Source organism: Allocatelliglobosispora scoriae (assembly GCF_014204945.1).
Taxonomy (GTDB): domain Bacteria; phylum Actinomycetota; class Actinomycetes; order Mycobacteriales; family Micromonosporaceae; genus Allocatelliglobosispora; species Allocatelliglobosispora scoriae.
Window position 1 is genome coordinate 80,493 of the sequence record NZ_JACHMN010000003.1, and the last position, 23,251, is coordinate 103,743.

Annotated in this window: 20 protein-coding genes; 8 read left to right on the plus strand and 12 right to left on the minus strand. The window is 69.2% G+C overall.

What is annotated here, in order from left to right:
* Window positions 1-34: 34 nt before the first annotated feature.
* The gene (locus F4553_RS27100) at window positions 35-1,294 is read right to left on the minus strand and encodes a glycosyltransferase family 4 protein (RefSeq protein WP_184841419.1); all 1,260 of its coding nucleotides are present in this window, start codon (window positions 1,292-1,294) and stop codon (window positions 35-37) included.
* 119 nt (window positions 1,295-1,413) lie between these two features.
* On the opposite strand from F4553_RS27100, the gene F4553_RS27105 reads away from it, so the two are divergent.
* Together F4553_RS27105 and F4553_RS27110 are read left to right on the plus strand one after the other, a co-directional pair.
* Window positions 1,414-2,220 carry a glycosyltransferase family 2 protein gene (locus F4553_RS27105; protein WP_184841421.1) on the plus strand — a complete coding sequence of 269 codons (807 nt, stop codon included), beginning with the start codon at window positions 1,414-1,416 and terminating at the stop codon, window positions 2,218-2,220.
* Window positions 2,217-3,113: a glycosyltransferase family 2 protein gene (locus tag F4553_RS27110; protein ID WP_184841423.1), complete on the plus strand. Its 897-nt coding sequence runs from the start codon at window positions 2,217-2,219 to the stop codon at window positions 3,111-3,113. Before F4553_RS27105 ends, F4553_RS27110 begins: the two co-directional genes overlap by 4 nt.
* On the opposite strand, the gene F4553_RS27115 is transcribed toward F4553_RS27110, so the two are convergent.
* Genes F4553_RS27115 through F4553_RS27125 form a run of 3 tightly spaced genes read right to left on the minus strand, consistent with a single transcriptional unit; the run spans window position 3,061 to window position 6,778 of the window.
* Window positions 3,061-4,614, minus strand: a complete 1,554-nt coding sequence (locus F4553_RS27115) for an oligosaccharide flippase family protein (protein ID WP_184841425.1) — start codon at window positions 4,612-4,614, stop codon at window positions 3,061-3,063. The two genes, F4553_RS27110 and F4553_RS27115, sit on opposite strands and share 53 nt — an antisense overlap.
* The gene (locus tag F4553_RS27120) at window positions 4,611-5,699 is read right to left on the minus strand and encodes a right-handed parallel beta-helix repeat-containing protein (RefSeq protein ID WP_184841427.1); all 1,089 of its coding nucleotides are present in this window, start codon (window positions 5,697-5,699) and stop codon (window positions 4,611-4,613) included. The genes F4553_RS27115 and F4553_RS27120 overlap by 4 nt, the downstream gene beginning before the upstream one ends.
* A 14-nt stretch (window positions 5,700-5,713) precedes the next feature.
* Complete coding sequence (locus F4553_RS27125) at window positions 5,714-6,778, minus strand: glycosyltransferase (RefSeq protein WP_184841429.1); 1,065 nt, start codon at window positions 6,776-6,778, stop codon at window positions 5,714-5,716.
* 174 nt (window positions 6,779-6,952) lie between these two features.
* On the opposite strand from F4553_RS27125, the gene F4553_RS27130 reads away from it, so the two are divergent.
* Entirely contained in the window at window positions 6,953-7,831 is an 879-nt protein-coding gene (locus F4553_RS27130) for a glycosyltransferase family 2 protein (protein WP_184841431.1), read from the plus strand.
* 86 nt (window positions 7,832-7,917) lie between these two features.
* Here the strand turns inward: F4553_RS27130 and F4553_RS27135 are convergent, their stop codons facing one another.
* Genes F4553_RS27135 through F4553_RS27145 form a run of 3 tightly spaced genes read right to left on the minus strand, consistent with a single transcriptional unit; the run spans window position 7,918 to window position 10,606 of the window.
* Window positions 7,918-8,559, minus strand: coding sequence for a PIG-L deacetylase family protein (locus F4553_RS27135; protein ID WP_184841433.1), 642 nt, complete (start codon window positions 8,557-8,559; stop codon window positions 7,918-7,920).
* A gap of 2 nt (window positions 8,560-8,561) precedes the next feature.
* A complete protein-coding gene (locus F4553_RS27140) occupies window positions 8,562-9,380 on the minus strand; it encodes a glycosyltransferase family protein (RefSeq protein WP_184841434.1) in 819 nt (272 codons plus the stop codon).
* Window positions 9,377-10,606 (minus strand): class I SAM-dependent methyltransferase, encoded by a 1,230-nt coding sequence (locus tag F4553_RS27145; protein ID WP_184841436.1) that lies wholly within the window; start codon window positions 10,604-10,606, stop codon window positions 9,377-9,379. The genes F4553_RS27140 and F4553_RS27145 overlap by 4 nt, the downstream gene beginning before the upstream one ends.
* A 262-nt stretch (window positions 10,607-10,868) precedes the next feature.
* Here F4553_RS27145 and F4553_RS27150 point away from each other — a divergent pair, with 262 nt between their 5' ends.
* The gene (locus F4553_RS27150) at window positions 10,869-11,771 is read left to right on the plus strand and encodes a hypothetical protein (RefSeq protein ID WP_184841438.1); all 903 of its coding nucleotides are present in this window, start codon (window positions 10,869-10,871) and stop codon (window positions 11,769-11,771) included.
* Window positions 11,768-13,141, plus strand: coding sequence for an O-antigen ligase family protein (locus F4553_RS27155; protein ID WP_184841440.1), 1,374 nt, complete (start codon window positions 11,768-11,770; stop codon window positions 13,139-13,141). The genes F4553_RS27150 and F4553_RS27155 overlap by 4 nt, the downstream gene beginning before the upstream one ends.
* A 110-nt stretch (window positions 13,142-13,251) precedes the next feature.
* Here the strand turns inward: F4553_RS27155 and F4553_RS27160 are convergent, their stop codons facing one another.
* From F4553_RS27160 to ccrA, 4 genes are all read right to left on the minus strand, one after another.
* Window positions 13,252-15,030 carry an asparagine synthetase B family protein gene (locus F4553_RS27160; protein ID WP_184841442.1) on the minus strand — a complete coding sequence of 593 codons (1,779 nt, stop codon included), beginning with the start codon at window positions 15,028-15,030 and terminating at the stop codon, window positions 13,252-13,254.
* 50 nt (window positions 15,031-15,080) lie between these two features.
* Window positions 15,081-16,430 (minus strand): DivIVA domain-containing protein, encoded by a 1,350-nt coding sequence (locus tag F4553_RS27165; protein ID WP_184841444.1) that lies wholly within the window; start codon window positions 16,428-16,430, stop codon window positions 15,081-15,083.
* Window positions 16,431-16,549: 119 nt separating this feature from the next.
* A complete protein-coding gene (locus F4553_RS27170) occupies window positions 16,550-17,785 on the minus strand; it encodes a DivIVA domain-containing protein (RefSeq protein ID WP_184841446.1) in 1,236 nt (411 codons plus the stop codon).
* Between the two features lie 198 nt (window positions 17,786-17,983).
* Window positions 17,984-19,339 carry a crotonyl-CoA carboxylase/reductase gene (gene ccrA, locus F4553_RS27175; protein WP_184841448.1) on the minus strand — a complete coding sequence of 452 codons (1,356 nt, stop codon included), beginning with the start codon at window positions 19,337-19,339 and terminating at the stop codon, window positions 17,984-17,986.
* A gap of 267 nt (window positions 19,340-19,606) precedes the next feature.
* On the opposite strand from ccrA, the gene F4553_RS27180 reads away from it, so the two are divergent.
* Window positions 19,607-20,485: a phytanoyl-CoA dioxygenase family protein gene (locus F4553_RS27180; RefSeq protein ID WP_184841450.1), complete on the plus strand. Its 879-nt coding sequence runs from the start codon at window positions 19,607-19,609 to the stop codon at window positions 20,483-20,485.
* A 76-nt stretch (window positions 20,486-20,561) separates the two neighbouring features.
* Here F4553_RS27180 and mce read toward each other — a convergent pair whose 3' ends face one another.
* Window positions 20,562-21,032 (minus strand): methylmalonyl-CoA epimerase, encoded by a 471-nt coding sequence (gene mce / locus F4553_RS27185; protein WP_184841452.1) that lies wholly within the window; start codon window positions 21,030-21,032, stop codon window positions 20,562-20,564.
* Between the two features lie 64 nt (window positions 21,033-21,096).
* On the opposite strand from mce, the gene F4553_RS27190 reads away from it, so the two are divergent.
* Together F4553_RS27190 and meaB are read left to right on the plus strand one after the other, a co-directional pair.
* On the plus strand, window positions 21,097-22,281 hold the full coding sequence (locus tag F4553_RS27190; protein WP_184841454.1) for an acetyl-CoA C-acetyltransferase: 1,185 nt from the start codon (window positions 21,097-21,099) through the stop codon (window positions 22,279-22,281).
* Window positions 22,278-23,237 (plus strand): methylmalonyl Co-A mutase-associated GTPase MeaB, encoded by a 960-nt coding sequence (gene meaB, locus F4553_RS27195; RefSeq protein ID WP_184841456.1) that lies wholly within the window; start codon window positions 22,278-22,280, stop codon window positions 23,235-23,237. The genes F4553_RS27190 and meaB overlap by 4 nt, the downstream gene beginning before the upstream one ends.
* Window positions 23,238-23,251: the final 14 nt, after the last annotated feature.

Consider the following 23,251-nt stretch of genomic DNA (forward strand, 5'->3'; position numbering starts at 1 on the left):
TCCCTAGAGCTGCTGACGTTCGAACGGCGCGATGCTAGTTGATCGGCTCGTTGACCGGAGGATTCTGTCCTGTCAACGACACATCGGCCCGGGGCTGCGGAATCGTCCGCGACACCGGCGCAAGACGCTGCCAGACGCTGATGTATTTACGGGCCTGATGCTCCCAGGCGAGATCGGCGGCGAAGAGCCGCAGACCGGCCTCGCGCATCGAGAGCAGGGCCCGCTCGTCATCGAGCATCTCATCGAGAGCCTTGGCGAACTCGTCCGGAGAGGCGCTCGTCACATAGCGCGCGGCACCCTCGGTGATCCGGACCGTCTCCAGCAGGTCGGTCGCGACGACCGGAACGCCACGGGCGACATACTCCACCGTCTTCGCCATGGTGGAGAGCTCCGCCATCCGGGTCCGCGGGTCGGGCTGGATGCCGATCGTCGCGCTCGCGAGCAGCGCGTCGACCTCGGCGCCGCCGAGCCAGCCGGTGAAGCTGACCACGTCGTCGAGCTTGCCGTCGCTCACCATCGAGCGCAGGGCGGGCAGGCACTCGCCGTCCCCGGCGATGACGAGCTCCCAGCCCTCCCGGCCGCGCATCTCGGCGAGCCGGGCGGCGGCGTTGACCGCGATGTCGACCCGGTCCTGCTCGTTGATGACGCCGAGATAGACGATGCGCTTGCGGGGCCCGACGGGGGCCGTCGCCGAGCCGGTGACCTCCGTGGCGGACGGGCCGTTGCGCACGACGGTCACCCGGTCGGGCCGGCAGCCGCCGCGCTCGATCGCGATCTGGCGATAGGACTCGTTGGTCGAGACCACCCACGAGGCGCAGCGCATCGAGAGCTTCTCGTTGACCCGCAGCAGCCAGCTGACCAGGCCCTTGGGCTGGTCGGTCTTGATCTCGTAGAGCTCGGGGCTCAGGTCGTGGTGATCGAAGACGAACGGCTTGCGCAGCGCCCGCATCAGCAGGGCGAGCGGCCAGAAGACGTCCGGCGGGTTGCAGGCCTGCACCGCGCGGACCCGCTGGCGCAGCACGAGGCCCATCAGCCGCCACGAGACGGCGAGGAAGGCCCAGATGAACTCGACCGCGAACGAGATGACCCCCTGGCCGCCGAACGGCTGGCGGAAGGATCGGATCGCCGTGTCCCGGGAGCCGGGAAGGTGCTTCAGCTTCTCCTCACCCGATGGGCAGATCACCGAAACCCGGTATCCGGCCTGTTCAAGGGCGAGGCATTCGCGGATCACCCGCCGGTCACGCTCGACCGGGAGATTGACGACGATTATGACTATGTGCGGACGATAAGTCACTCAGCGACCCTCCCTCATCGGCTCCACCTGCGGCAATGGCTGTTCGGCTGACCACCGATGTCGGGGATGTGACACAGGCCGGTGGTGTGTCCCCTGCGTGGGGCAGGCAAACTCGTGCCGTGACAAGCGTCGTGATTCCCGCCCATAACGAGGCGGCCGTGATCGACCGGTGCCTGCGGCGGCTGCCCGGCGACGCCGAGGTGATCGTCATCCCCAACGGCTGCACCGACAACACGGCCGAGATCGCGCGTGGTCACGTCGGCGTGAACGTGATCGAGCTAGCACAACCGGGCAAATCGGGTGCGTTGCGCGCCGGTGACGCGGTGGCGAAGTCCTTCCCGCGGATCTACCTGGACGCCGACATCGAGCTGTCACCCGGCGCCATCGACGCCCTCGTCGCCGCGATCGAGGCGGGCGCGCTCGCCGCCGTGCCGCGCCGCGAGCTGGTGCTCCGCGGCCGCCCCTGGACCGTCCGCGCTTACTACGCCATTCACGGCAGACTGCCCGCGGTCCGCGACGGGCTCTACGGCCGGGGCGCGATCGTGCTCGCCGAGGCCGCGCGGGCGAGGTTCGACGAGTTCCCCGAGGCGATCGCCGACGACCTCTTCCTCGACTCGGTCGTGAGCCAGGACGAGCGGGTCGCCGTCGCCGACGCCGTCGCCTCGGTGGAGGCCCCGGCGAAGCTGAACGACCTGGTCCGGCGCTTGATCCGGGTGCGCGCGGGCAACTCCGCGCTGCGCGGTGCGGCGACCGGGGTCCGGCAGTCCGACCGCTGGTCCTGGCTGCGCGATGTCGTCGCGCAGCGGCCGTGGCTGCTACCGGCCGGTGTCTGGTACGCGGGGGTCACGCTCTATGCCGCATGGCAAGCCGGCCGTAAATCCGAGATCGCGTGGGGGCGCGACGATTCGAGGAGTGTCTCCGCATGAACCCGATGGTCTCCGTGATCGTCGTCTCCTACAACAGTGCCGACCTGATCGGCGCCAGCCTGAGCGGGCTGAAGAACAGCTCGATCAGCCACGAGCTGATCGTGGTCGACAACGCCTCCCAGGACGGCTCAGCCGACCGGGTCGAGGCGGACTTCCCCTCGGCCGATGTCGTGCGCCTGCCGGAGAATGTCGGCTTCGCCCGCGCGATCAACGCCGGTGCGCAGCGGGCCGCCGGTGACTGGATCCTGATGCTCAATCCGGACGCCGAGCCCGTCGGCGACCTGCTGGAGGCCTTCGTCTCGCACGCCCTCGACCGGGGCGGGCGGATCCTCGCCGGTCGCACCCTGCACGCCGACGGCACCGACGACGGCCGCTCGGTCTTCGCGATGCCGACGATCTGGGGGCTGGTCTGCTTCGCCACCGGCCTCTCCACGGCGTTCCGGCGATCGCGCCTGTTCAACCCCGATGAGCTGCCCGGACTCGACCGGACCCGGGCCACCACGGTCCCGGCCGCCTCGGGCTGCGTGCTCCTGGTCGAACGGGCGCTCTTCACGAAGCTGGGCGGGTTCACCCCGACCTACTTCATGTACGGCGAGGACATCGACCTCTGCATGCGCGCCGCCGACCTGGGCGAGCGGGTGTCGCTCGTGCCCGAGGCGAAGGTCGTGCACGTGGGCGGCGCCTCATCGACGAGCGCGGGCAAGCTGGCGCTGCTGATGCGGGGCAAGGCGACCGTCTTCCACCTGCGCTGGCCCGGTGCCCGGGGTGCGGTGGCGCGAGGCCTGCTGAGCTTCGGTGTCGGTGTCCGCGCCCTGGGGTCGGCGGTCACCGGTCACGCGGTCATGTGGCGGGTGGTGTGGCGGGACCGGAAGACCTGGCTCGCCGGTTGGTGATCACCGTGACCACCTTCTGGCGTACCACCGAGTCGAGCAGGACCAGCGCGGTGCCGGCGGTGACCGCGGCGGCCGAGCCGACGATGACCAGGCGGAGGAAGCTGTTGATCCCGCCCGGCAGCAGCTCCTCGAAGGCGTAGCCGACACCGTAGGTGATGCCGCCAACGAGCACGACCGGGATCAGCGGCACCAGCAGCGTGCGCACCGGCACCCGCAGCACCCGGCGGTAGGTCACCCAGATCATCGCCACCGTGATGGCGAACTCGCCGAGGAAGGCCGCGACGGCGATCGCGACGAGCCGGGTGATGCCGGCGTCGTCGCGGGTGAGCCACACCGCGAGCAGCATGCCCGCGAGATTGAGCCCGGCGGCGATCCAGGTGAAGAGCGCGGGCAGGCCGGGACGCTGCGCGGCCTGCAGGCCGGGCGCGAGCAGGTTGCCGATGACGCTGATGGCGAAGAAGGCGCAGAGGATGCGCAGCGGCGTCGTGGCGTCGGCCCACTGCGGCCCGATGAAGTTGGCGAAGGATTCCGCGCTCGCGGCGAGGATCGCCAGCACCGGCGTGCTGAAGAGCATGCCGAGGTGGACCAGGCGGCGCAGGTTGGCCGCGAGCAGCCGGTTGTCGGCGTTGTGCCGGGCGAGCTCGGGCAGGGAGACCTGCTGCAGGCCGCGGGCGGAGATGTCGAGCGCCATCTGGGAGAAGCGCTGCGCGAAGCGGTACTGGCCGATCGCGGTCGGGCCGAGGAACTGGCCCATGATGATCGCGTCGGAGCGGGTGGCGATGAAGTTGCCGATCGAGCCCGAGATGGTCTGCAGCGACGTGGTCCGGATGTCGATCAGCGCCGGTTTCAACACCGCCCAGCGCGGCCGCCGGGGGCGCCACGGCGTGATCCGCCAGAGCAGGAAGGCCGCCACGACCGGGGTGACGAGCTGCTGGGTCACGAGGGCCCACACGCCCGCGCCGGCCAGTGCGGCGCCGAGTCCCGCCAGGCCTCCGGCCAACCCCGCGGCGAGTACGCGCACCGCGATCGTCTTCATGGCGAGCTTGCGGTTGAGTACGGCGTCGGGGATGACGTTGATCGCCGAGAGCAGGATCACCGGGGCGAGCGCGAGACAGACCGGGATCATCTCGGGCAGGCCGTTGGCGGCGGCCCAGAGCGGCGTGATCGCGATGAAGAGGAGCGTGAAGACGACGGCACCGCCGACGGTGCTCCAGAACGCCGCGTCGAGGTGGTCCTCGGTGATGTCGTTGTGCTGGATGACGGCCATGGTCGGGCCGTGTTCGAGCAGCACGAGCGCGAGCGTCACCCACAGCATCGCCAGCGTCATCACGCCGAACTGGCGGGGCGTGAGCACGGCGGCGAGGCCGAGCTGGAGCAGCGCGGTGATCAGGTAACCACCGGCGGTGTAGACGTAGGACCAGGCCAGGGTGCGGGAGAGCCTGCCGCCGCCACGTTCGACGGTGGCGGCGGCAGCGGGCGTGCTCTCCTCGATCGCGGTCACGGCGCGGGCACAGCCTTCCCGTTGCTGAACTTGTTGCCGGACCACTCGTTGCCGGAGTTGTACTCCCAGTGCGCGGCGGGCCCGTAGGCACCGCACTGCGGCTGGAAGTCGGTGCCGAAGGTGTTGTTGCGGACCTTGATGTTGATCGCGGACTTCTCCGTCGCACCGGCGTAGAGGCAGTAGGCGCCGCCGGAGAAGTGGTTGCCCTCGACCAGCACGTCGTGGACCGGCAACCCCTCGGAGTAGAACGACACCGAGGAGGAGCAGTAGCCGATGCTGTGGCACTCCAGCCAGTTGTGGATCAGCTGCACGTCGTAGTCGCCGTGACCCGCGACCGCGGCGTTGTGGCTGCCCTCGCCGGTGTTGGAGTCGTGGATGTAGGAGTCGATGATGAGCACGCGGTCGCCGAGCCGGGCTCCCGTACCGCCGCCGTGCACGTTGCAGCGGCGGCAGGTGAAGCCGTCGTAGGCGATGACGGGGAAGTCGAAGGACTTCCGGTTGCCGTCGACCTCGGTGTCCTCGATCACGACGTTGTCACGCGGGTACTTCTTGTTGAGCGGCGTGCCGATCGTGCCGCGGGCGCAGGACCCGACGATCCGGCTGCGCTTGATCGTGACGTTGCGCGCCTCGATCTGGATGCACCCGCGTACGTCCAGCGAATCGATGACCGTGTTGTCCTTGGTCACCAGGATCGAGCCGGAGGGCTTGAGCACGGTGCCCTTCGGCACGCCGGTGTTGTCGGGGCCGGGCCAGCCGGGCAGGGTCGACTTCGGCGGCGGTGACGACGTCACCGGAACCTTGGTCGAGGAGAGGCCGGTCGGCTCGGCCGACGGGGACGCAGCTGCGCTGCTCGTCGCGCCGGCCGAGGAGGGTGCGGTCGCGTCGACGGACGGCGTCGGGCCCTCGGTCTCGGTGGTCTTGTGCGCCACCGGTTCGGCGAGCACGCTCTTGGTCACCAGGAATCCACCGGCGACGACGGCGACGACGCTGACGGTGACGATGATCCAGCGCCGCAGCATGATGGTCTGCCGCCGCGTTCTTCCCGGGCGGCCGGGCGGCGGCGGTGACACGGTCTCGACGGGCATGTGCAGTCGTCTCCTCAGGCCTTGCCGAGCAAGGGTCGGTAGAAGGCAGTCAGGTCCTGTTCCAGACCCCGGGCCGTATAACGGGCCAGCACCCGCTCCGACGCGAGCCGGCCCGCTTTGGCGATCGCCTCCGGATCGCGCACGTGCCGCAGCATCGCGTCCTCGGCCGTGACGGCGAACGCGAGCAGGTCGCCGTCGTCGATGGGCGCGCAGAACGACGGGTCGAAGAGCTCCCGGCCGCCCATGCCGGTGTAGCCGATCACGTAGCAGCCGCTCGCCATCGCCTCGGCGGGTGGCAGACCGAAGCCCTCACGCTCGGCGAAGCTGAAGAAGAGCGAGCAGGAGCGCAGCGCCTCGGCCGCTTGCGCCTCGGTGAAGCCCTCGATCGGCACGAGCTCCCAGCCCGCGAGCACACCGCGAGCACGCAGCGTGTGCAGGAGCTGCTCGCGCTCGGCGGGGCGGCGCCGGACGGTGTAGGCGATCCGCTTCCCGGCCGGGGTCAGCGGCGGATGGAAGAGGTGGCTCTCCACGACGTTGCGGGCCCGGTGCACCGGGATCTCCGGGAACGTGTGCTGCAGCAGCGCCTCGCTGTCCGCCGAGACGGCGAGCAGGGCGACGATGTTGGCGATCCCGGCATAGGGGGCGCCGGCCTCGCTGGCGGCGAAGGGGGTGTGGTCGAAGGTGTGATAGGCGCCCTGGTTGAAGATGACTTTCCGCAGCTCAGGGGGGAAGGCGTCGAGGGCCGGTCCGTACCACTCGGGGATGACGAGGATGTCGTTCGGCCCGAAGGTCGCCTCCGGGAAGGAGGTCACGACGGTGTCGTTGACGAACCAATCGCAGTGGAAACCCCGCTTGGTGTGCAGCACCGCGGCCGTGATCCCGATCCCGTTGAGGATGTCGACGTGGCGGTAGATCGTGCGCACGCCGCCGGAGTGGTGCGCGCGATCCGGGCACACGTAGTAGACCGTCGGCGCCGCGTCCGGCTCGCCGACGATCTCGATCCGCGGCGGGCGACGCGATCGCAGGTCTCTTGCGAGGCCCGCATTGCGCACCAGGTCACGTATTCCTCCCACGATCACCCTGCGACAATAGTGCGGGCGCCGACCTCGCTACTGTCGCCATCGCGACACCCACCCGGTACGTTCGCGCTGGGTACCCCCTTCGTTCCGGGCTGTAGCGTGTCGTCGACACAGCGTCGGCGCGGGCTCGCGGGGCCGCCCGCGGACACGCCATCAGCTACACCAGGAGGAGCCATGGCGACCCTCGCCATCGGGATGCCGGTCTACAACCGGGCGGCTTATCTGGAGCGCACGCTGGCCTGCCTGCGCGACCAGGAGTACGCGGACATCGAGGTGCTGATCGCGGACAACGCCTCCACCGATGACACGTTCGAGGTGGCGAAGGCTGCGGCGAAGGAGGATCCGCGCATCCGCGTGATCCAGCACGCCGAGAACATGGGTGCGATCCCCAACTTCAACTACGTCTTCCACCACACCACCGCGCCGTACTTCGCCTGGCTGGCCTCGGACGACATGTTCGACCCGCGCTTCTTCGCCCGGATGGTGGCGATGCTCGACGCGCGTCCGGACGCGGTCTGCGCCATGTCGCAGGTGCAGCTCATCGACGGTGACGACCAGCCGATCGACGGTGTCGACGAGAATGTGCGTTCGGACGATCCGGATCCGGCCGTCAGGTTCGCCGACTTTGCCGGTTGGGGGCACTTCTGCCAGTTCACCTTCGGTGTCACCCGACGATCGGCGATGCTGCAGACCGGATTGATGCCGAAATTCTGGACGGGTGACCGGCTCTACTGCGCCGAGCTCGCGCTGACCGGGCCGATGCTGCGTGACCAGGAGCGGCTCTACTTCATCCGGCAGCACCTCGACCGCGCGACCCGGGCGATGGGGCGCAAGGACAACTCCGCCGTCAACGCCTACCTGACCCCCAACGGCTCCCGCGCCTTCGTGCTGCACTACGCCAAGGAGCTGCGGGCCTCCATCGAGCGGGCGCCGATCACCGAGGCGCAGAAGCGGGACTGCCGCAAGGCCCTCAACGTCTGGGCCCTGCGCAACTGGTCCAAGCTCGGCCGCAGCACCGGCCGCCGCGTCCTGGAAGTGATGACCCGCAAATAGCCAAGATCGCCGCAACTCTTCAAGAGTTGTGCTTAAGGCCTGGCGGCCTGAAGCAACAACTCTTGAAGAGTTGCGGCGATCTTGGGTCAGAACGACAGGCGGGCCTTCGTGGTCCAGAAGGCCTCGGCGTAACGGGAGCGGCACTCCATGCCGCGCAGCCTCGCCAGCCCCAGGAAGACCTCGTCGTCCCACCAGTCCCGGGCCTTCTGCGACGGGAAGTGCTCGTGCAGCAGGGCGACCTTATGCCGGGCCACCTCGTTGTCGAGGGCGACATACAGATGCGGGCGGCCGAGGTCGCCGTCCCACTTGGGGATCTCGTAGTGCAGGGCCAGCGCGTCCCGGAACGACGTCGGCACCAGCTCGGCGAGGAGCCGGTGGTCCTGGTGGGCGTCGTGCCGGGCCGGGCAGAGGACCAGGTCGGGCTCGCCCGCCACCGAGACGACCTCGCCGAGGAACTCCTTCACCGCGTTCCAGTGCGCCGGCAGGCGGCTGTCGGGCAGCTCGTGCTGGACGAAGGTGAGCTCCGCACCAGGCAGGAACGCCCTGGCCGCCGAGTGTGCCTCGGCGACCCGGTCCGGTGATCCGGTGGCGAGCGCGTAGGTCACGCGTACCCCCGGATTGGTCTTGGCGAGGGTGAGCAGCGTGCCGCCGACGGCGATCTCGATGTCGTCGGGGTGCGCGCCGATCGCGACCAGGTTGCGGATGCCGGGGAGGGCGAGTGAGCGCACGCCTACCCCTGCGGACCGGCGTTGCGGTGAGTGCTGCCGCCCCGCTGTGCGTCCCACACCATCCAGGGGGAATGTCCGGTATGGAACATCTCCTCCAGTTCGGCACGGTCCTTGAAGGTGTCGGCGGCCCGCCAGAAGCCCTCGTGCCGCTGCGCCATCAGCTGGCCCTTGTCGGCGAGGCGGGTGAAGGCGTGCGGCACCATGTCCTCGCCGTCGCGCAGGGCGTCGAAGATGCCCGGGCGCATGACGAAGTAGCCGCCGTTCTCCCACTTGTTGGCGTCGCGCAGCTCGCGCACCTCGGTCACGATGCCGTCGTCGCCGAACTCCACCACGTGGTGCGTGGAGGCCACCGGTACGGCGAGCATGCTCGCGGTCGCGTCGGAGGCCCGGAATCGGGAGATCAGGTCGGGCAGGTGCACGTCGGTGAGCGTGTCGGCGTAGTTGGCGAGGAAGATCTCGTCGTCACCGATGTAGGGGCGCACCTTCGACAGCCGCTCGCCGATGGTGGCGCGCAGACCGGTGTCGATGAAGGTGATCTTCCATTCGGTGATGTCCGTCGAGTGCAGCAGCAGGTCGCGTCCGCCCGAGGTGAGGGTGAAGTCGTTGCTCAGCGTCTCGTCGTAGTGCAGGAAGTAGTCCTTGACGGCGGCGGCGCCGTACCCGAGGCACAGGATGAATTCGGTATGTCCGTAAAAGGCGTAGTAACGCATGATGTGCCAGAGCAGCGGGCGGTCGCCGATCATCGACATCGGCTTCGGCGCGCTGCCCTGGCCCTCCCGCATGCGCAGGCCGAAACCGCCGCAGAACAGGACTACCTTCACGGTGAGACCACCTCAAGGCTCGGGATCGGGAAGACCAGCCGGCCGCCCCACTCGCCGACGTAGGCGAGCTGCGCCGTCAGCTCCTCGCGGAGGTTCCACGGCAGGATCAGCACGTAATCCGGCCTGGTCTCCGCGATGCGCTCCGGCGCGTAGATCGGGATGTGGGTGCCGGGCAGGAACATGTCGTGCTTGTGCGGCGACCGGTCGACCGTGTAGCTGAGCAGGTCCGACCGGATGCCACAGTGGTTGAGCAGGGTGTTTCCCTTGCCAGGTGCACCATAGCCGACGACGGTCTTGCCCTCGGCCCGCGCTGTGAGGAGAAACTCCACGAGGTCCTGCTTGATCCGGAAGACCGACTCGGCGAAGCCCCGGTGGCCCTCGACCGTGTGCAGCCCGGCCTCGGCCTCGGCGGCCAGGACCTCCTTGACCGCGGCGCTCGGGCTGTGGCCGTCGCCGGTGTGGCGCGCGTGCACCCGCAGCGAACCGCCGTGCGTGCTCAGCTCCTCGACGTCCACCACCGTCAGGCCGGCCGTGGCGAGCGCGCGCTGGGCCGTCAGCAGCGACAGGTAGTGGTAGTGCTCGTGGTAGATCGTGTCGAACTGGTTGCGCTCGATCAGCCGCAGCAGGTGCGGGAACTCCAGCGTGACCAGGCCCTCCGGCTTGACCAGGTTGGCGAGGCCCTGCGAGAACCCGATCAGGTCCGGGATGTGTGCGTAGACGTTGTTGCCCGCGACCAGGTCGGCCCGGCCGTGCTTGGCGGCGAGCGCGGCACCGGTCTCGGCACCGAGGAACTCGACCTCGGTGCGGATGCCCTTGCCGCGGGCCACCTCGGCGACGTTGCCGGCGGGCTCGACGCCCAGCACCGGTACGCCGGCCGCGACGAAGTGCTGGAGCAGGTAACCGTCGTTGCTCGCCACCTCTGTGACAAGGCTCTCAGCGCCCAGGCCGAGCTTGTCGATCATGGTGCTGGCGTACCGGCCGGCGTGCGCGACCCACGACGTGGAGTAGGAGGAGAAGTAGGCGTAATCGGAGAAGATCTCCTCGCCGGGCACGTAGGCGGGCAGCTGAACCAGCAGGCACTCGTGGCAGATCCGGACATTCAACGGGTAGAACGACTCCCGGTCGTCCAATTGATCCCCCCGAAGGAAGCTTTCACACAACGGCGACATGCCAAGGTCGACGAAAGTCTCCGTCAACGTGGTCCCGCACAGCCGACAGTCGGCCATCACACCTCCAGCGAACGAGCCTCGATCGGGCGCCTCCGCCCTGCTCAGGCAGGCACGGTATCCAATCAGCCAACAGGCACGATGGCAGAGTCGACAATCCGTCACAGGAGGCCGGGATGCTGGCTGTCCGGCCTAGAGTAATTGATCATGCATGGCGGTACTCTGTGGCGATACTCTGGGCGTCGCACGCGGACGGACGCCTCGGCGCCCTGACTCGCAGGTGCCAGATCTGTTGCCCCCCGGAACCGAGGACGAGACGAACATGGATATCTGGGAGATCGCCAAGGTTGTGGCTCGGCGGTGGTTGGTCACCGTGCCGCTGCTGCTGCTTACCTTCGGCGCGATGGCCTACATCGCGGTGAGCATCAAGCCCGACTACACGGCGACGGGCAATCTGAGCCTGCTCGATCCGAGCGTGGTCGTGGACCCGACGACCGGCGGCGGCACCACCCGCAAAGTCAATCCATGGACCACCAGCTCGCTCACGGACGCCGCGATCGTGCGTCTGCGCAACAAGGCGGTGCACGACCAGGTCGCCGACGACGGTTACGTCGGCGAGTGGGAGGCCGACACCGACCTGCGCTTCGGATCGGTCATCACCATCAAGACCACCGCTCCCACCAAGGAGCAGGCACAGCTCACCACCCGTTACATCATGGACATCATCGCCGCCGACGTGAAGTCCCGCCAGGCGCAGTACCGGCTGCAGTCGGGCGAAGAGGTCACGACCATCGCCTTCGACAACGGCGACAGCATCACGACCGAGACCGGCAAGATGAAGCGCACGCTCATCGCCGTCTTCGGCATCGGCCTCATCATCAGCGCCACCGCCGCCATCGGCTACGACAGCCTGCACCGCCGCCGCAACCCGGGCCTCGCGGTGCCGACCCACGCCCAGCAGCGGGCGATCTCGCTCGCCGGTGGCGGGGTGAAGACGGCGAAGGCCGCCGCTGCCGCGCCGGTCCAGTCGCGGTCGTCGGAGGAGAAGCCGCCGCCGTCGATCAACGTGAAGTACATGGGTGCTGACGGCTCGTCCGACCAGACGACGATCGGTCTGATCCCGCCGCCGCAGCAGGACGACTCGACGATCATCATGCCCATCGTCAGTGCCGGCCTCGGCCCGTCGGCACCGGTGGCGGGCGGCAAGGACAAGCAGAAGAAATGACCGCGACCGGCATCGGCGCCTATGCGGACTTCGATCCGAGCGAGGTGTCCGAGGGGACGTACGCGTCGCGGATGCGCCGCCACGTCATCGATGTGGCATCGGTCCTGAATCTGCTGATCATCCTGCTGATGCTGCTGCCGTCGCGGCTCATCGTGCCCCAGATGTCCAACTTCGGCCGCCCGGCGCTGGTGCTCGGCATGCTGCTGATGGCGATCTGGGTGGTGGCCCGGGTGCACCCCGGGCTCACCGTCCGGGGCCACCAACCGATGCGCTGGGTCTCGCTCATCTTCGTGCTATCGCTGCTCGCCTCCTATGTCGCGGGCGGGATGCGCGGGTTGCCACCGCTGGAGTCGAGCGGCGCGGACCGCGAGCTCATCCTGTGGATGATCTTCCTGGGAGTGGTGCTCGCGGCGGCGGACGGCATCGCGACGATGGTCCGCTTCGAGGACCTCGTCCGCATGCTGGTCTGGTGCGGCGGCCTGATGGGCCTCATCGGCAACCTGCAGTTCGCCCTGAATTTCGATGTCACGCAGTACATGAAGTTCCCCGGCCTGCAGCTCATCGCCGAGCTCGAGGGTCTGGAGGCGCGCAGCGGTTTCTACCGGGTCGCGAGCACCGCGACGCACTACATCGAGTTCTCCGTCGTCATGGCGATGCTGCTGCCGCTCGGCATCCACCTGGTGCGCTTCGGCAAGACCCGGCCGCTGCGGCAGGCCGCCGGAGCCGCATCGCTCCTGATGGCGTCGGCGGTGCCGATCACCCTGTCCCGCTCCGGCATGCTCGCGGCCCTGGCGGCTGCGGTGATCCTCTTCCCGTTCTGGCCCAACCGCACCCGCTTCAACATCGGCGTCGTCTCGCTCGGGATGATCGCGGGCATGGCGCTCGTCCGGCCGGGCTTCATCGGCACCCTGCTCGGACTCTTCTCCAACATGTCCGACGACCCGAGCATCGAGGGCCGCACCAGCGACTACGACATCGTCTTCTCCTATGTCCGCGAGGCGCCCTGGTTCGGCCGCGGCTATGGCACCTTCATTCCGAAGCTCTACATCATCCTGGACAACCAGTGGCTCGGGCAGCTCGTCAGCGGCGGCTACGTCGGCCTCTTCGCGCTGGCCCTGCTGCACATCACCGCGATCGTGCTGGCGATCTTCATCTACCGCCGGTCGACGACCCCCGAGGGCAAGCACCTCGCGCTCTGCTTCGTCGCCGTGCAGGTCATCGCGATGCTCGCCGGTGCGACCTTCGACTCGTTCGGCTTCACCACGTTCAGCACGACGTTTGCCCTGCTCACCGGCATGACCGGTGCGCTGTGGCGGCTGACCCACCCGGACAGGAAGATCAGACACACGGTGCACGGCGGGTTGGGGTAGCGCTCCTCCCCGGCCTTGATCGCGTTGTTTCACGGAAACAGCCCCCTCCGAGTCATCGGGAGGGGGCTGTTTCCGTGAAACAACGCGATCAAGCGCTGCCCGGCGGAGCGTCAGCGCGGCGCGGTGGTGCTCGCCGCGACCACGTTGATGAGGAACGCCATCGTCGTCGGCTCGGCGGTGTGCTCGCCCTTGAGCAGGCCGTCCACCCACTGCTGACGCAGCATCGGCGCCGACCGCAGCGCCTCCACCGTGCCCGGGGCCTGCCGCCAGTGCGCCAGGACGAGGCCGGACATGGTCGACGCACCGAACTGGGCCCGCCGCGACCGGGTCAGCCGCTGCTGGATCTTGCGGACCGCCTTGCGCGCCGTCAGCCGCCCCGTGGCGAGCCGGGTCGCAGCAGTTCGCCGGCCCAGCTTCGCCGGGATCAGCCCCGAGTCGAGCGGCGTCAACGCCAGCTCCCGATCGAGGTGGGTCATGAGGCGGCCCAGCAGCAGCGAATCCCGCTTCTCCGCGGGTGCCACTGCCAGCGCCAGCTCGATGAAACGCCGGTCGAACATCGGGTTGATGAAGTGCCGTCGCACCGCGGCGACCGTACCGTGCGCGGCCGCCCAGCGGTGCATCCGGTGGAAGAGGTAGAACTCGTCGGTCGCGCGCAGCCAGTCGCCCGAGCCGATGACGGTGTTCAGCTTTGCCAGCGTCGACGAGCGCGCCTCGTCGAGCCAGCCGGGCTCCAGCGCGTCGGCGGTGACCGCCTCGTTGCTGAAGAGCCGCCACTTGGCGAGCCGCTCCACCAGCTGCGGTGATGTCGCCGCGCCGGCGGGCTGGCCGGCGTAGTAGAAGCCGCGGGCGACCTCGCCGCCGAGCCCGGAGAGGCGGTGTCCCTGGTCGAGGTGCGACTCGGCGAGCAGCAGCGGCGCCAGCGCCAGCGGGCTCGCCATGCACTCCAGCGCCTCGGCCGACGCGATGGCGAGGCGGTGCGCCTCGGCCGGGGTCGGCAGCGGCTGCGAGTCGAGCAGGTGCACGTGGTGGCGGATGCCGTAGCGGGCGGAGAGCTTCGCCGCGATCGTCGCGTCGGGCCCGCCGCCGGAGTCCAGGGTCAGCGCCCGCAGCCCGTTGCGCCGGGCCACCGGGATGGCGCCGAGCAGGATGCGCGAGTCGTGACCGCCCGTGAGCTGCAGCACCGTGTCGGGGTGATCGTCCAGGTAGGCGGTCTGGAACCCGGTCAGGATCTCCGCCATCTCGGCGACCGCGTCGTCCAGCGCCGGCACCACGCCGTCACTCGCGGGCGGCTCGGCATAGGTGCGGAACTCCAGCTGCCCGGCCCGCAGCGTCGCGATCGTGGCCGGCGGCAGCACCCGGACACCCGCGAAGATCGTCGTATCGGAGACCTGCCAGCCCACCAGCGCCTGCGTACCGAGGCCGCCGTCGTCGAACGCCGCTCCGGCCAGGGCCGCCAGCGCGCGGGCGCTCGTCGAGACCGCGGCGATCCCGTCGCCCCGCCACCAGTAGAGCTGGCGGAACCCGAGCCAGTCGGTCGCGACCACCGTGGGTCCGCCGGCCGCGGCGCGGTGCGCCACCGCGAAGGGCGGCAGCACGTCGGTCAGGCCACGCGGGTCGCCGCCGGGCGCCAGCATCGCCGCCAGGTCCGCGGTGGAGACGTCTCCCCGTCGAGTACGCCCAGCACGGCTCAACAGCACGGTGAATGCCGCACCGGCGTCCGCGCCGAGATCGTCACCCGCGTCGGCACCGGCGAAGGCGATCCAGCCGTCCGGATCGGTGCGCACGTGATCGACGGTGGTGTCATCGTCACTGAGCTGGGCCAGAACGGACGGCGTGGGGGTCGTGGCGTCGTGCCGGGGCGCGACGGAGACCGCTAGGAATGCCCTCATCGGGCCGCAACCTACCGGGTCGACGGGTCGATCACCAACAGGTCAGTCGGCTACCCGACCGACGGCGCGTCGGCGGTCTCCGGCTTGTCCCCGTCCGTGGCCGCCTGCTCGGGTTCGGGCGAAGCCGCTGCCTGCTGCTTCGGCTGGGGCTGAGCGGACGGGGTCCTCGGCGTGGCGGCCTTGGATCCGCCGTCGGCGGCGGTCGCCGCGGAATCGGCGGTCGCGACGGCGTCAGCGGAGACAACCTGGTCGGCATCGCCGGCGGCCGTGGCGTCGGCTGCCGTGTCGGCAGTGCCGGTGCTCGCGGCCGACACACCGGCGGCACTCGCGGTCCCGGTGGCCGTGGCCGTGGCGGTGGCGCGCTGGTCGGCGGCCTTCTGCTCGGCGGCGGCGCGCAGGGCGTCCTCGGTCGCCTTCTGCGCCTCCGCGAGGCGGGCCCGCTCGGCGGCGAGCTGCCCACGCAGCTCGCCGAGCCGGTGCTGGATCTGTTCGGACTCGGCCTTGGCGGCGGTGAGGCGCTCGGTCAGCTCGGCGATCGTCGCCTGGATGGTGACCACGGTGCGCTGCTCGGCGGCCGTGAGCTCCTTGACCTTGGCGAGCTCCTGCTCGGACGAGGTCCGCCGGGAGGACGCCTCAGCGGTGATCTTGTCGGCGGCCGCCTTCGCCTCGGCCCGGACCTTGTCGGCCTCGGCCTTCGCGGCTGCCGCGATCTTCGCTGCTTCGGCCTGGGTGTCGGCGGTGAGCTTCGCAGCGGCGGCCTGCGTCTCGGCGGTGAGCTTCGTGGCGGCGGCCTGTGCGTCGGCGGCGAGCTTCTGCGCGTCGGCCTGTGCCTTGGCGCGCAGTGCGGTGACCTCGCGGTTGGCCACGTCGATCGTGTTGCGCGCGTCGGAGTTGGCCTTGTGGATCGCCATCTGCGTGTCCTGGCGGCGTTGCTCGTCGGAGAGCTGCTCGTCGTTGCGGCGGGCGGCGAGGGCGATCTCGAAGTCGCGGATCGCGGCGGCGGCCCGCTCACGCGCGTCGCTCAGGGTCCGCTCGGCCTCGGCGCGATCGTCGATGGCCTGCTGGCGCGCCTCGACGAGGATCGCCTCGGCCTGATCCTCGGCGAGCCCGAGGATCTGCTCGACGCGCTGGCCGAGGTGGCGGAAGGAGACCTTGGCGGGCAGCTGTCCGCGCCGGGCGGCGTCGGTCGCCTCGACCTGCAACCGTTGCACGTGCCCGGCGAGCGCCTCGATCTGATTGAAGGCCTGTTCTCGCTCGGCGGCGAGGGTGGCGACTTCGGCCTCCACCTGATTGACATAGCGGTCCACCTGCTTCTTGTCGTAGCCCCGGAGGACGACATCGAAGCTTGGTTCGGTGGCAACGCCTTCACCGAGTGTGAACAGATCTCCGCCTTGCGACATTGCCTCATCCTCACACGCATCGCCCCGTCCCGCACGGCTACACACCGGCGGAACGAGGCGATGGTTGTTGCTGTGGTTCTGTTTTGCCCCGGATCAGGAAATGCTAACCAAGAGTGGGATCAGGCGGACGCCTTGTCGTCGTCGCCCTTGGCCTTGGCGGCCGGCTTCTCCGCCGCAGGCGGAGCGACCGGCACGATGCCGGCGAGACCGGAGAGCATCTGGCCCAGCTGCGAGGTGACCGCGTCCTTCTGGCGAGTGAGGTCCTCGACCTCGCGGCGAGCGGCGCTCGTGGTGAGCTCGGCCTCGGTGCGAGCCTCGCTGACCGCGCGGTGCGCCTCGGCCTTGGCGTCGCCGATCGTCTTGTCCGCGATCGCCTTGGCCTTCTCGATCGTCTCGGTCGCGTTGCGCTCCGACTCGACCCGACGGGTCTCGGCGCGCTGCTCGATCTCCTTGGCGCGGTCCTCGGCGGCGCGTGCGCGCTCCTCGGCCTCGTTGACCATCTTCTGCGTCGACTGGACCTGCGACGCGTGGCGTGCGGCCTCCTCGCGCTCGGTCTTCTCGCGGCGCTCGGCCAGCTCCAGCTGCAGCGCCTGGAGGTCCTTGTCGCGCTTGTCGCGAGCGTCCGCCAGCATCTTCGACGCCTCGGCGCGCTTCTCCTCGGCCTCGCGGGAGGCCTTGGCGCGAAGCTGGGTGATCTCCCGCTCGGCGGTGGCACGCAGCGTGGCGACCTCCCGCTCGACGGTCGCCTTCAGCTCGGCCACCTCGTGCGCGGTCGCCGTGCGCAGCGCCTTGGTGTCGCGGTCGGCGTCGGCACGCAGGGTGTCGGCCTCGCGGCGAGCCTGGACGCGCACCTCGGCGGCCTCGCGCTCGACACCGGTGCGCAGCGCGGCTGCCTCCCGCTCGGCGGTCGCCTTCATGGCGGCGGCCTCGGCGCGAGCCTTGTCGGTGATCTCGCGGGCTTCGAGGCGGGCGGCCGAGAGGATGCCCTCCGACTCGCGCTTGGACTCGCCGCGGTGGTCGTTGGCCTGCTCCTCCGCGAGGCGCAGGATCTGCTCGACCCGCGTGCCGAGACCCGAGAGCGTCGGTCGGCTGTTCTCCTCGAGCTGCTTGCTCGTGTCGGTGAGCTTCTGCTCGACCGAGTTGAGGCGCTGCTCGGCCTGGCGAAGGCGGCGCTGCGCGTCGTTCATGCGCTGCTCGGACTCGACGCGGGCCTGCTCGGTCTGGCCGAGCTGGGCGTTCAGCCGGCCGACGAAGTCATTGACCTGCTCGCGGTCATAGCCACGCAAGACGACAGTGAAGTCATGTTGGGTGTTCGCGCCATCAAAGAAGGCGACGTTGGATTGCTGCTGGGGCATTGCCACATACTGGCAGACGTACCGGGGGGCTTCGCAAGAGCGTGGGGCAGGTTTCGGCTCCAAAGATATGGTCAACTCATGAAGTTTGCATGATGTGACCATTTTGACCCGTTTTGAACACTAGATCGTGCTCACAACGCAGAGCGGTGGGAGCGCGCCGTTGCGCCCCCACCGGGTTCCGGAAGATCAGCAGGTCATCTAGCAGTTGCGGAACCTGTTGATCGCGGTCTCGAAGCGCGCGCGCTTGTCTCCATCCCGGACACCCAGGCCCTCGGTCGGAGACAGGCACAGCACGCCCACTTTGCCCTGATGTGCGTTGCGGTGCACCTCGTACGCGGCCTGCCCCGTCTGCTCCAGCGGGAAGCTCTTGGAGAGAGTGGGATGGATCTGACCCAGGTCGATAAGTCGATTCGCCTCCCACGCCTCGCGATAATTGGCGAAGTGGCTGCCGACGATCCGCTTGAGGTGCATCCACAGATAGCGGTTATCGAATTGATGCATGAAGCCCGAGGTCGAGGCGCAGGTCACAATCGTGCCGCCGCGCTTGGTGACATAGACGCTCGCACCGAAAGTCTCCCGGCCCGGGTGCTCGAAGACGATGTCCGGGTCCTCGCCGCCGGTGAGTTCGCGGATCTTCTCGCCGAATCGGCGCCACTCGGCCGGATCCTGGGTGTTCTCGTCCGACCAGAAGCGGAAATCCTCGGCCGTTCGGTCGATCACCAGGTCGGCGCCCATCCGGCGGCAGAGCTCGGCCTTCTCCGGGCTGGAGACGACGCAGACCGGGATCGCGCCGCCGTTGAGCGCCATCTGCGTGGCATAGCTGCCGAGCCCGCCGCTCGCGCCCCAGATCAGCACGACGTCGCCCTGCTTCATGTTGGCGCCGTGGTGTGACACGAGCTGCCGGTACGCAGTGGAGTTGACCAGGCCCGGTGACGCGGCCTCCTCCCAGCTCAGATGCCGTGGCTTCGGCATCAGCTGGTTGGACTTGACGATGCACAGCTCGGCGAGGCCGCCGAAGTTGGTCTCGAAGCCCCAGATCCGCTGCTGTGGATCGAGCATCGTGTCGTCGTGGCCCGCCGCCTCCTCCAACTCCACGTTGAGGCAGTGCGCCACCACCTCGTCGCCCGGGTTCCACCGGGTGACACCCGGTCCGACCCGGAGCACGACGCCGGCCGCGTCCGACCCGACCACGTGATAGGGCAGGTCGTGCCGTTTGGTCTGCTCGGAGAGCCGGCCGTACCGGCGCAGGAAGCCGAAGGTGTCCATCGGCTCGAAGATCGAGGTCCAGACGGTGTTGTAGTTGATCGCGCTCGCCATCACCGCGATCAGGGCCTCACCGGGTGCCAGCTCCGGCGTCGGGACCTCCTGCACATGCAGTGACCTGCGGGGGTCCTTGTCCCTGCTGTCGAGCCCCTCGAAGAGGGAGGTCTCCTCGGCGCGCACCACGACGCCCCGATAGCTCTCCGGTACGGGCAGCTTGGCGATCGCCGCCAGCTCGGCCTCGGGATCGGCGGCATTCTCCGCCGCCATGATCGCGTCAAGGATTTTCTGCACAGCATGACCTCAATCCGGGAAACAATGCCAGCTCATCGTGGTGTTACTCGCACGCCGCCCGCCATGTCGGTTCGCGACATAGTCGGCAGCCCGCGTGTTGAGGGGCGTATCCGGACGCTACTTAACGGTAATTAGGTTGGGGAACCTCATTGTGAAAAAGTCCACCGGCGTGTTGGGGTTTTCGGCACGCTTGGAGGCCGGAAGGTCGGCGAAATAAAGTCGGGTGGACGACAGCGCACGAGGTTGACTAGGGGAAGAGTGGTCGACATGACCGTGGTCTACGTCGACGCCAAGCTCACCGACGACGAGCGCCGGGAGAAGCTATTCGCCGGCGACATCTTCGTCTTCACACCTACCGCCGGGACGCTTGAGCTGATCAACTTCGCTCGGCGCATGGCGGAGGAGGCGTTCGCGCCGCACTTCCCGCCGGACGCGCAGCACCACATGGAGGCCCAGGCCTACGTGGACGTGCTCGCCGACCTGAAGCCGTCCTTCATCAACCACCCCTACGCCAAGGATCTGCTGCGCCAGATCTTCGGCGAGCTCGGTTGCGCGGTGGAGGAGACATACCTGGACGTCCCGCGGCTGCGCACGATGACCAGCGACTACCTCAACGCGGGGCTGACCTACCAGTTCCACGTGCACCGCGACACCTGGTTCTCGGCGCCGATGTGCCAGATCAACTGGTGGATGCCGGTCTACGAGGTGACCGAGTCCAACATCATGGCGTTCCACCCGCGCTACTTCTCGGAGAAGGTCCCCAACAGCTCCGACGGCTACGCCTACGACACGTGGGTGGCGACGGGGCGCACCTCGGCGGCGAAGCAGGTCACGATGGAGACCCGCTGGCAGCCCGAGGCGACCGAGCCGGTGGAGAAGCACCCCGAGATCCGCGTGGTGACGCCCCCCGGCGGCATCCTGATGTTCTCCGGCGCACAGCTCCACTCGACGGTGCCCAACACCTCGGGCAAGACCCGCTTCTCGATCGACTTCCGCACGGTCAACCGCCAGGACGTGGCGACCCTGGCCGGCGCCCAAAATGTCGACTCGGCTGCAACGGGCACCACCCTGGGCGACTTCCTCCGCTCGACGGACCTCGAGCAGCTCCCCGCGGACCTCATCGCCGCCTACTCCGCCCCCCGCTGAAATTCCCGTTGATCAAGGGAAGACTCGCCGCGAATCGGACACCCGACATGGCGAGTCTTCCCTTGATCAACGCGAATTAGGGGGCCGGCTCGACCAGCTCGACCAGGACGCCGCCGGCGTCCTTGGGGTGGACGAAGTTCACGCGGGAGTTGGACGTGCCCCGCTTGGGGGAGTCGTAGAGGAGCCGGACTCCGCGGCTGCGCAGTTCGGCGCTCGTCGCCTCGATGTCCTCGACCGTGTATGCCAGCTGTTGCAGGCCGGGGCCCTTGCGGTCGAGGAACTTCGCGATCGTGGACTCCGCGTTCAAGGGAGCCAGGAGCTGGAGCCGGCCGCTGTCGGGGGTGGGCCCCACCTGGAGCATCGCCTCGCGGACGCCCTGCTCCTCGTTGGTCTCGGTGTGGACGCAGACCATCCCGAAGACCCGGCCGTAGAACTCGATCGCCTCGTCGAGATCGGCCACGGCGACGCCGACGTGATCGATCCGGAGCAGGCCGATGGCCGTCGGAGTAGCCTGTGACGAGGTCGACAAGTCATGGTGCTCAGTCATGGCATTAGTCTTACCGAACCAACGTTAAGGCGCCGTGTCGGGTGCCACAGCTGAGGAGCTACGGATGAGTTCGGTGATCGTGGCCGGTGCGCGTACCCCCATGGGTCGTCTGCTCGGCAACCTGAAGGATTTCCCCGCGACCGCGCTGGGCGGCGTGGCTATCGCCGCGGCGCTGGAGCGAGCCGGTGTCGCGCCGGAGCAGGTGCAGTACGTCATCATGGGCCAGGTGCTCCAGGCCGGAGCCGGGCAGATCCCGGCCCGCCAGGCTGCCGTGGCGGGTGGCATCCCGCTCTCCGTCCCCGCGTTGACGATCAACAAGGTCTGCCTCTCCGGCCTCGACGCGATCGCCCTCGCCGACCAGCTCATTCGTGCCGGTGAGGTCGAGATCGTGGTCGCGGGCGGCATGGAGTCGATGACGAACGCCCCGCACCTGCTCGTCGGCCAGCGGGCGGGCTACAAGTACGGCGACGTGGTCGTCAAGGACCACATGGCGCTCGACGGGCTCACCGATGCCTGGGAGGGCATCCCGATGGGCGAGGCGACCGAGCGGCAGGGCCGCAAGTGGGAGATCACCCGTGAGGAGCAGGACGCCTTCGCGGCCGACTCGCACCAGCGAGCCGCCGCCGCGCAGAAGAACGGCGTCTTCGCCGAGGAGATCACGCCGCTGACGATCCCGCAGCGCAAGGGCGATCCGATCGTGCTCGGTGAGGACGAGGGCGTTCGCCCGGACACCACCGTCGAGACCCTCTCGAAGCTGCGCCCGGCATTCAGCAAGGACGGCACCATCACCGCCGGGACGGCCTCGCCGATCTCCGACGGTGCCTGCGCGGTCGTCGTGATGAGCAAGGCGAAGGCCGAGGAGCTGGGTCTGGCCTGGCTCGCCGAGATCGGTGCTCACGGCAACGTGGCCGGTCCGGACACCTCGCTGCACGCCCAGCCGTCCAACGCGATCAAGCAGGCGCTGGCGAAGGAGGGCATCACCGCAGCCGACCTCGACCTGATCGAGATCAACGAGGCCTTCGCCGCGGTCGGCATCGCCTCCACCCGCGAGCTCGGCGTCGACCCGTCGATCGTCAACGTTAACGGCGGCGCGATCGCGCTCGGCCACCCCATCGGCATGTCCGGTGCCCGGCTCGCCCTCACCCTCGCGCTGGAGCTCAAGCGGCGCGGCGGTGGCATCGGCGCGGCTGCGCTCTGCGGCGGCGGCGGCCAAGGCGATGCGTTGATCTTGAAGGTGCCTGCGGCGTGAGTCCTACGGTCGACGAGCTGATCAGCGCCGCGCGTGCGGGTGATGCTCGCAGCGTGGCGAAGCTGATCAGCCTCGTCGAGCGGGGCGCCCCCGAGCTGCCCCGGATCGCCGGGGCGCTGGGCGAGCACGCCCAGCGCGCCCACATCATCGGCCTCACCGGCTCGCCCGGCGTCGGCAAGTCCACCACCACCAACGAGCTGGTGGCGGCCTTCCGGCGTGCGGGCAAGCGGGTGGGCGTCCTCGCCATCGACCCGTCCAGCCCGTTCACCGGCGGTGCGATTCTCGGCGACCGGGTGCGGATGCAGGACCACGCCACCGATCCGGGCGTCTACATCCGGTCGATGTCGAGCCGGGGCCACCTCGGCGGCCTCGCGTCGGCGACCCCGGCCGCGGCCCGGGTGCTCGCGGGGATCGGCTGCGACATCGTCGTGGTCGAGACCGTCGGCGTCGGCCAGGCCGAGGTGGAGATCGCCAGTCTCGCCGACACGACCCTGGTGCTGCTCGCGCCGGGGATGGGCGACGCGATCCAGGCCGTCAAGGCGGGCATCCTGGAGATCGCCGACATCTTCGTGATCAACAAGGCGGACCGGGACGGCGCGGACAACACATACCGGGACATCCAGGGCATGATCGCCCTCGGCGAGCGGCCGCCCGGCCAGTGGCGTCCGCGAGTGCTGCGGACCGTGGCGTCCCGGGGTGAGGGGATCGCCGAGGTGGTCTCGACCCTGGACGAGCATTTGTCCTATCTGGAGGAGTCCGGCGAGCTGGCGAAGCGGCGGACGGAGCGGGCCGCCGCCGAGATCGAGGCGGTGGCGCTCGCCACCCTGCGCGCCCGGATCGGTTCCCTGCGCGGCGGCGACGGCATGCAGCTCGACGAGCTGGCGGGCAAGGTGGCGGTCGGCGCGCTGGATCCTTACGCCGCGGCCGAACGGCTCCTGGCAGCCCTGGAGTCCTGACCGCTCCCACCGTC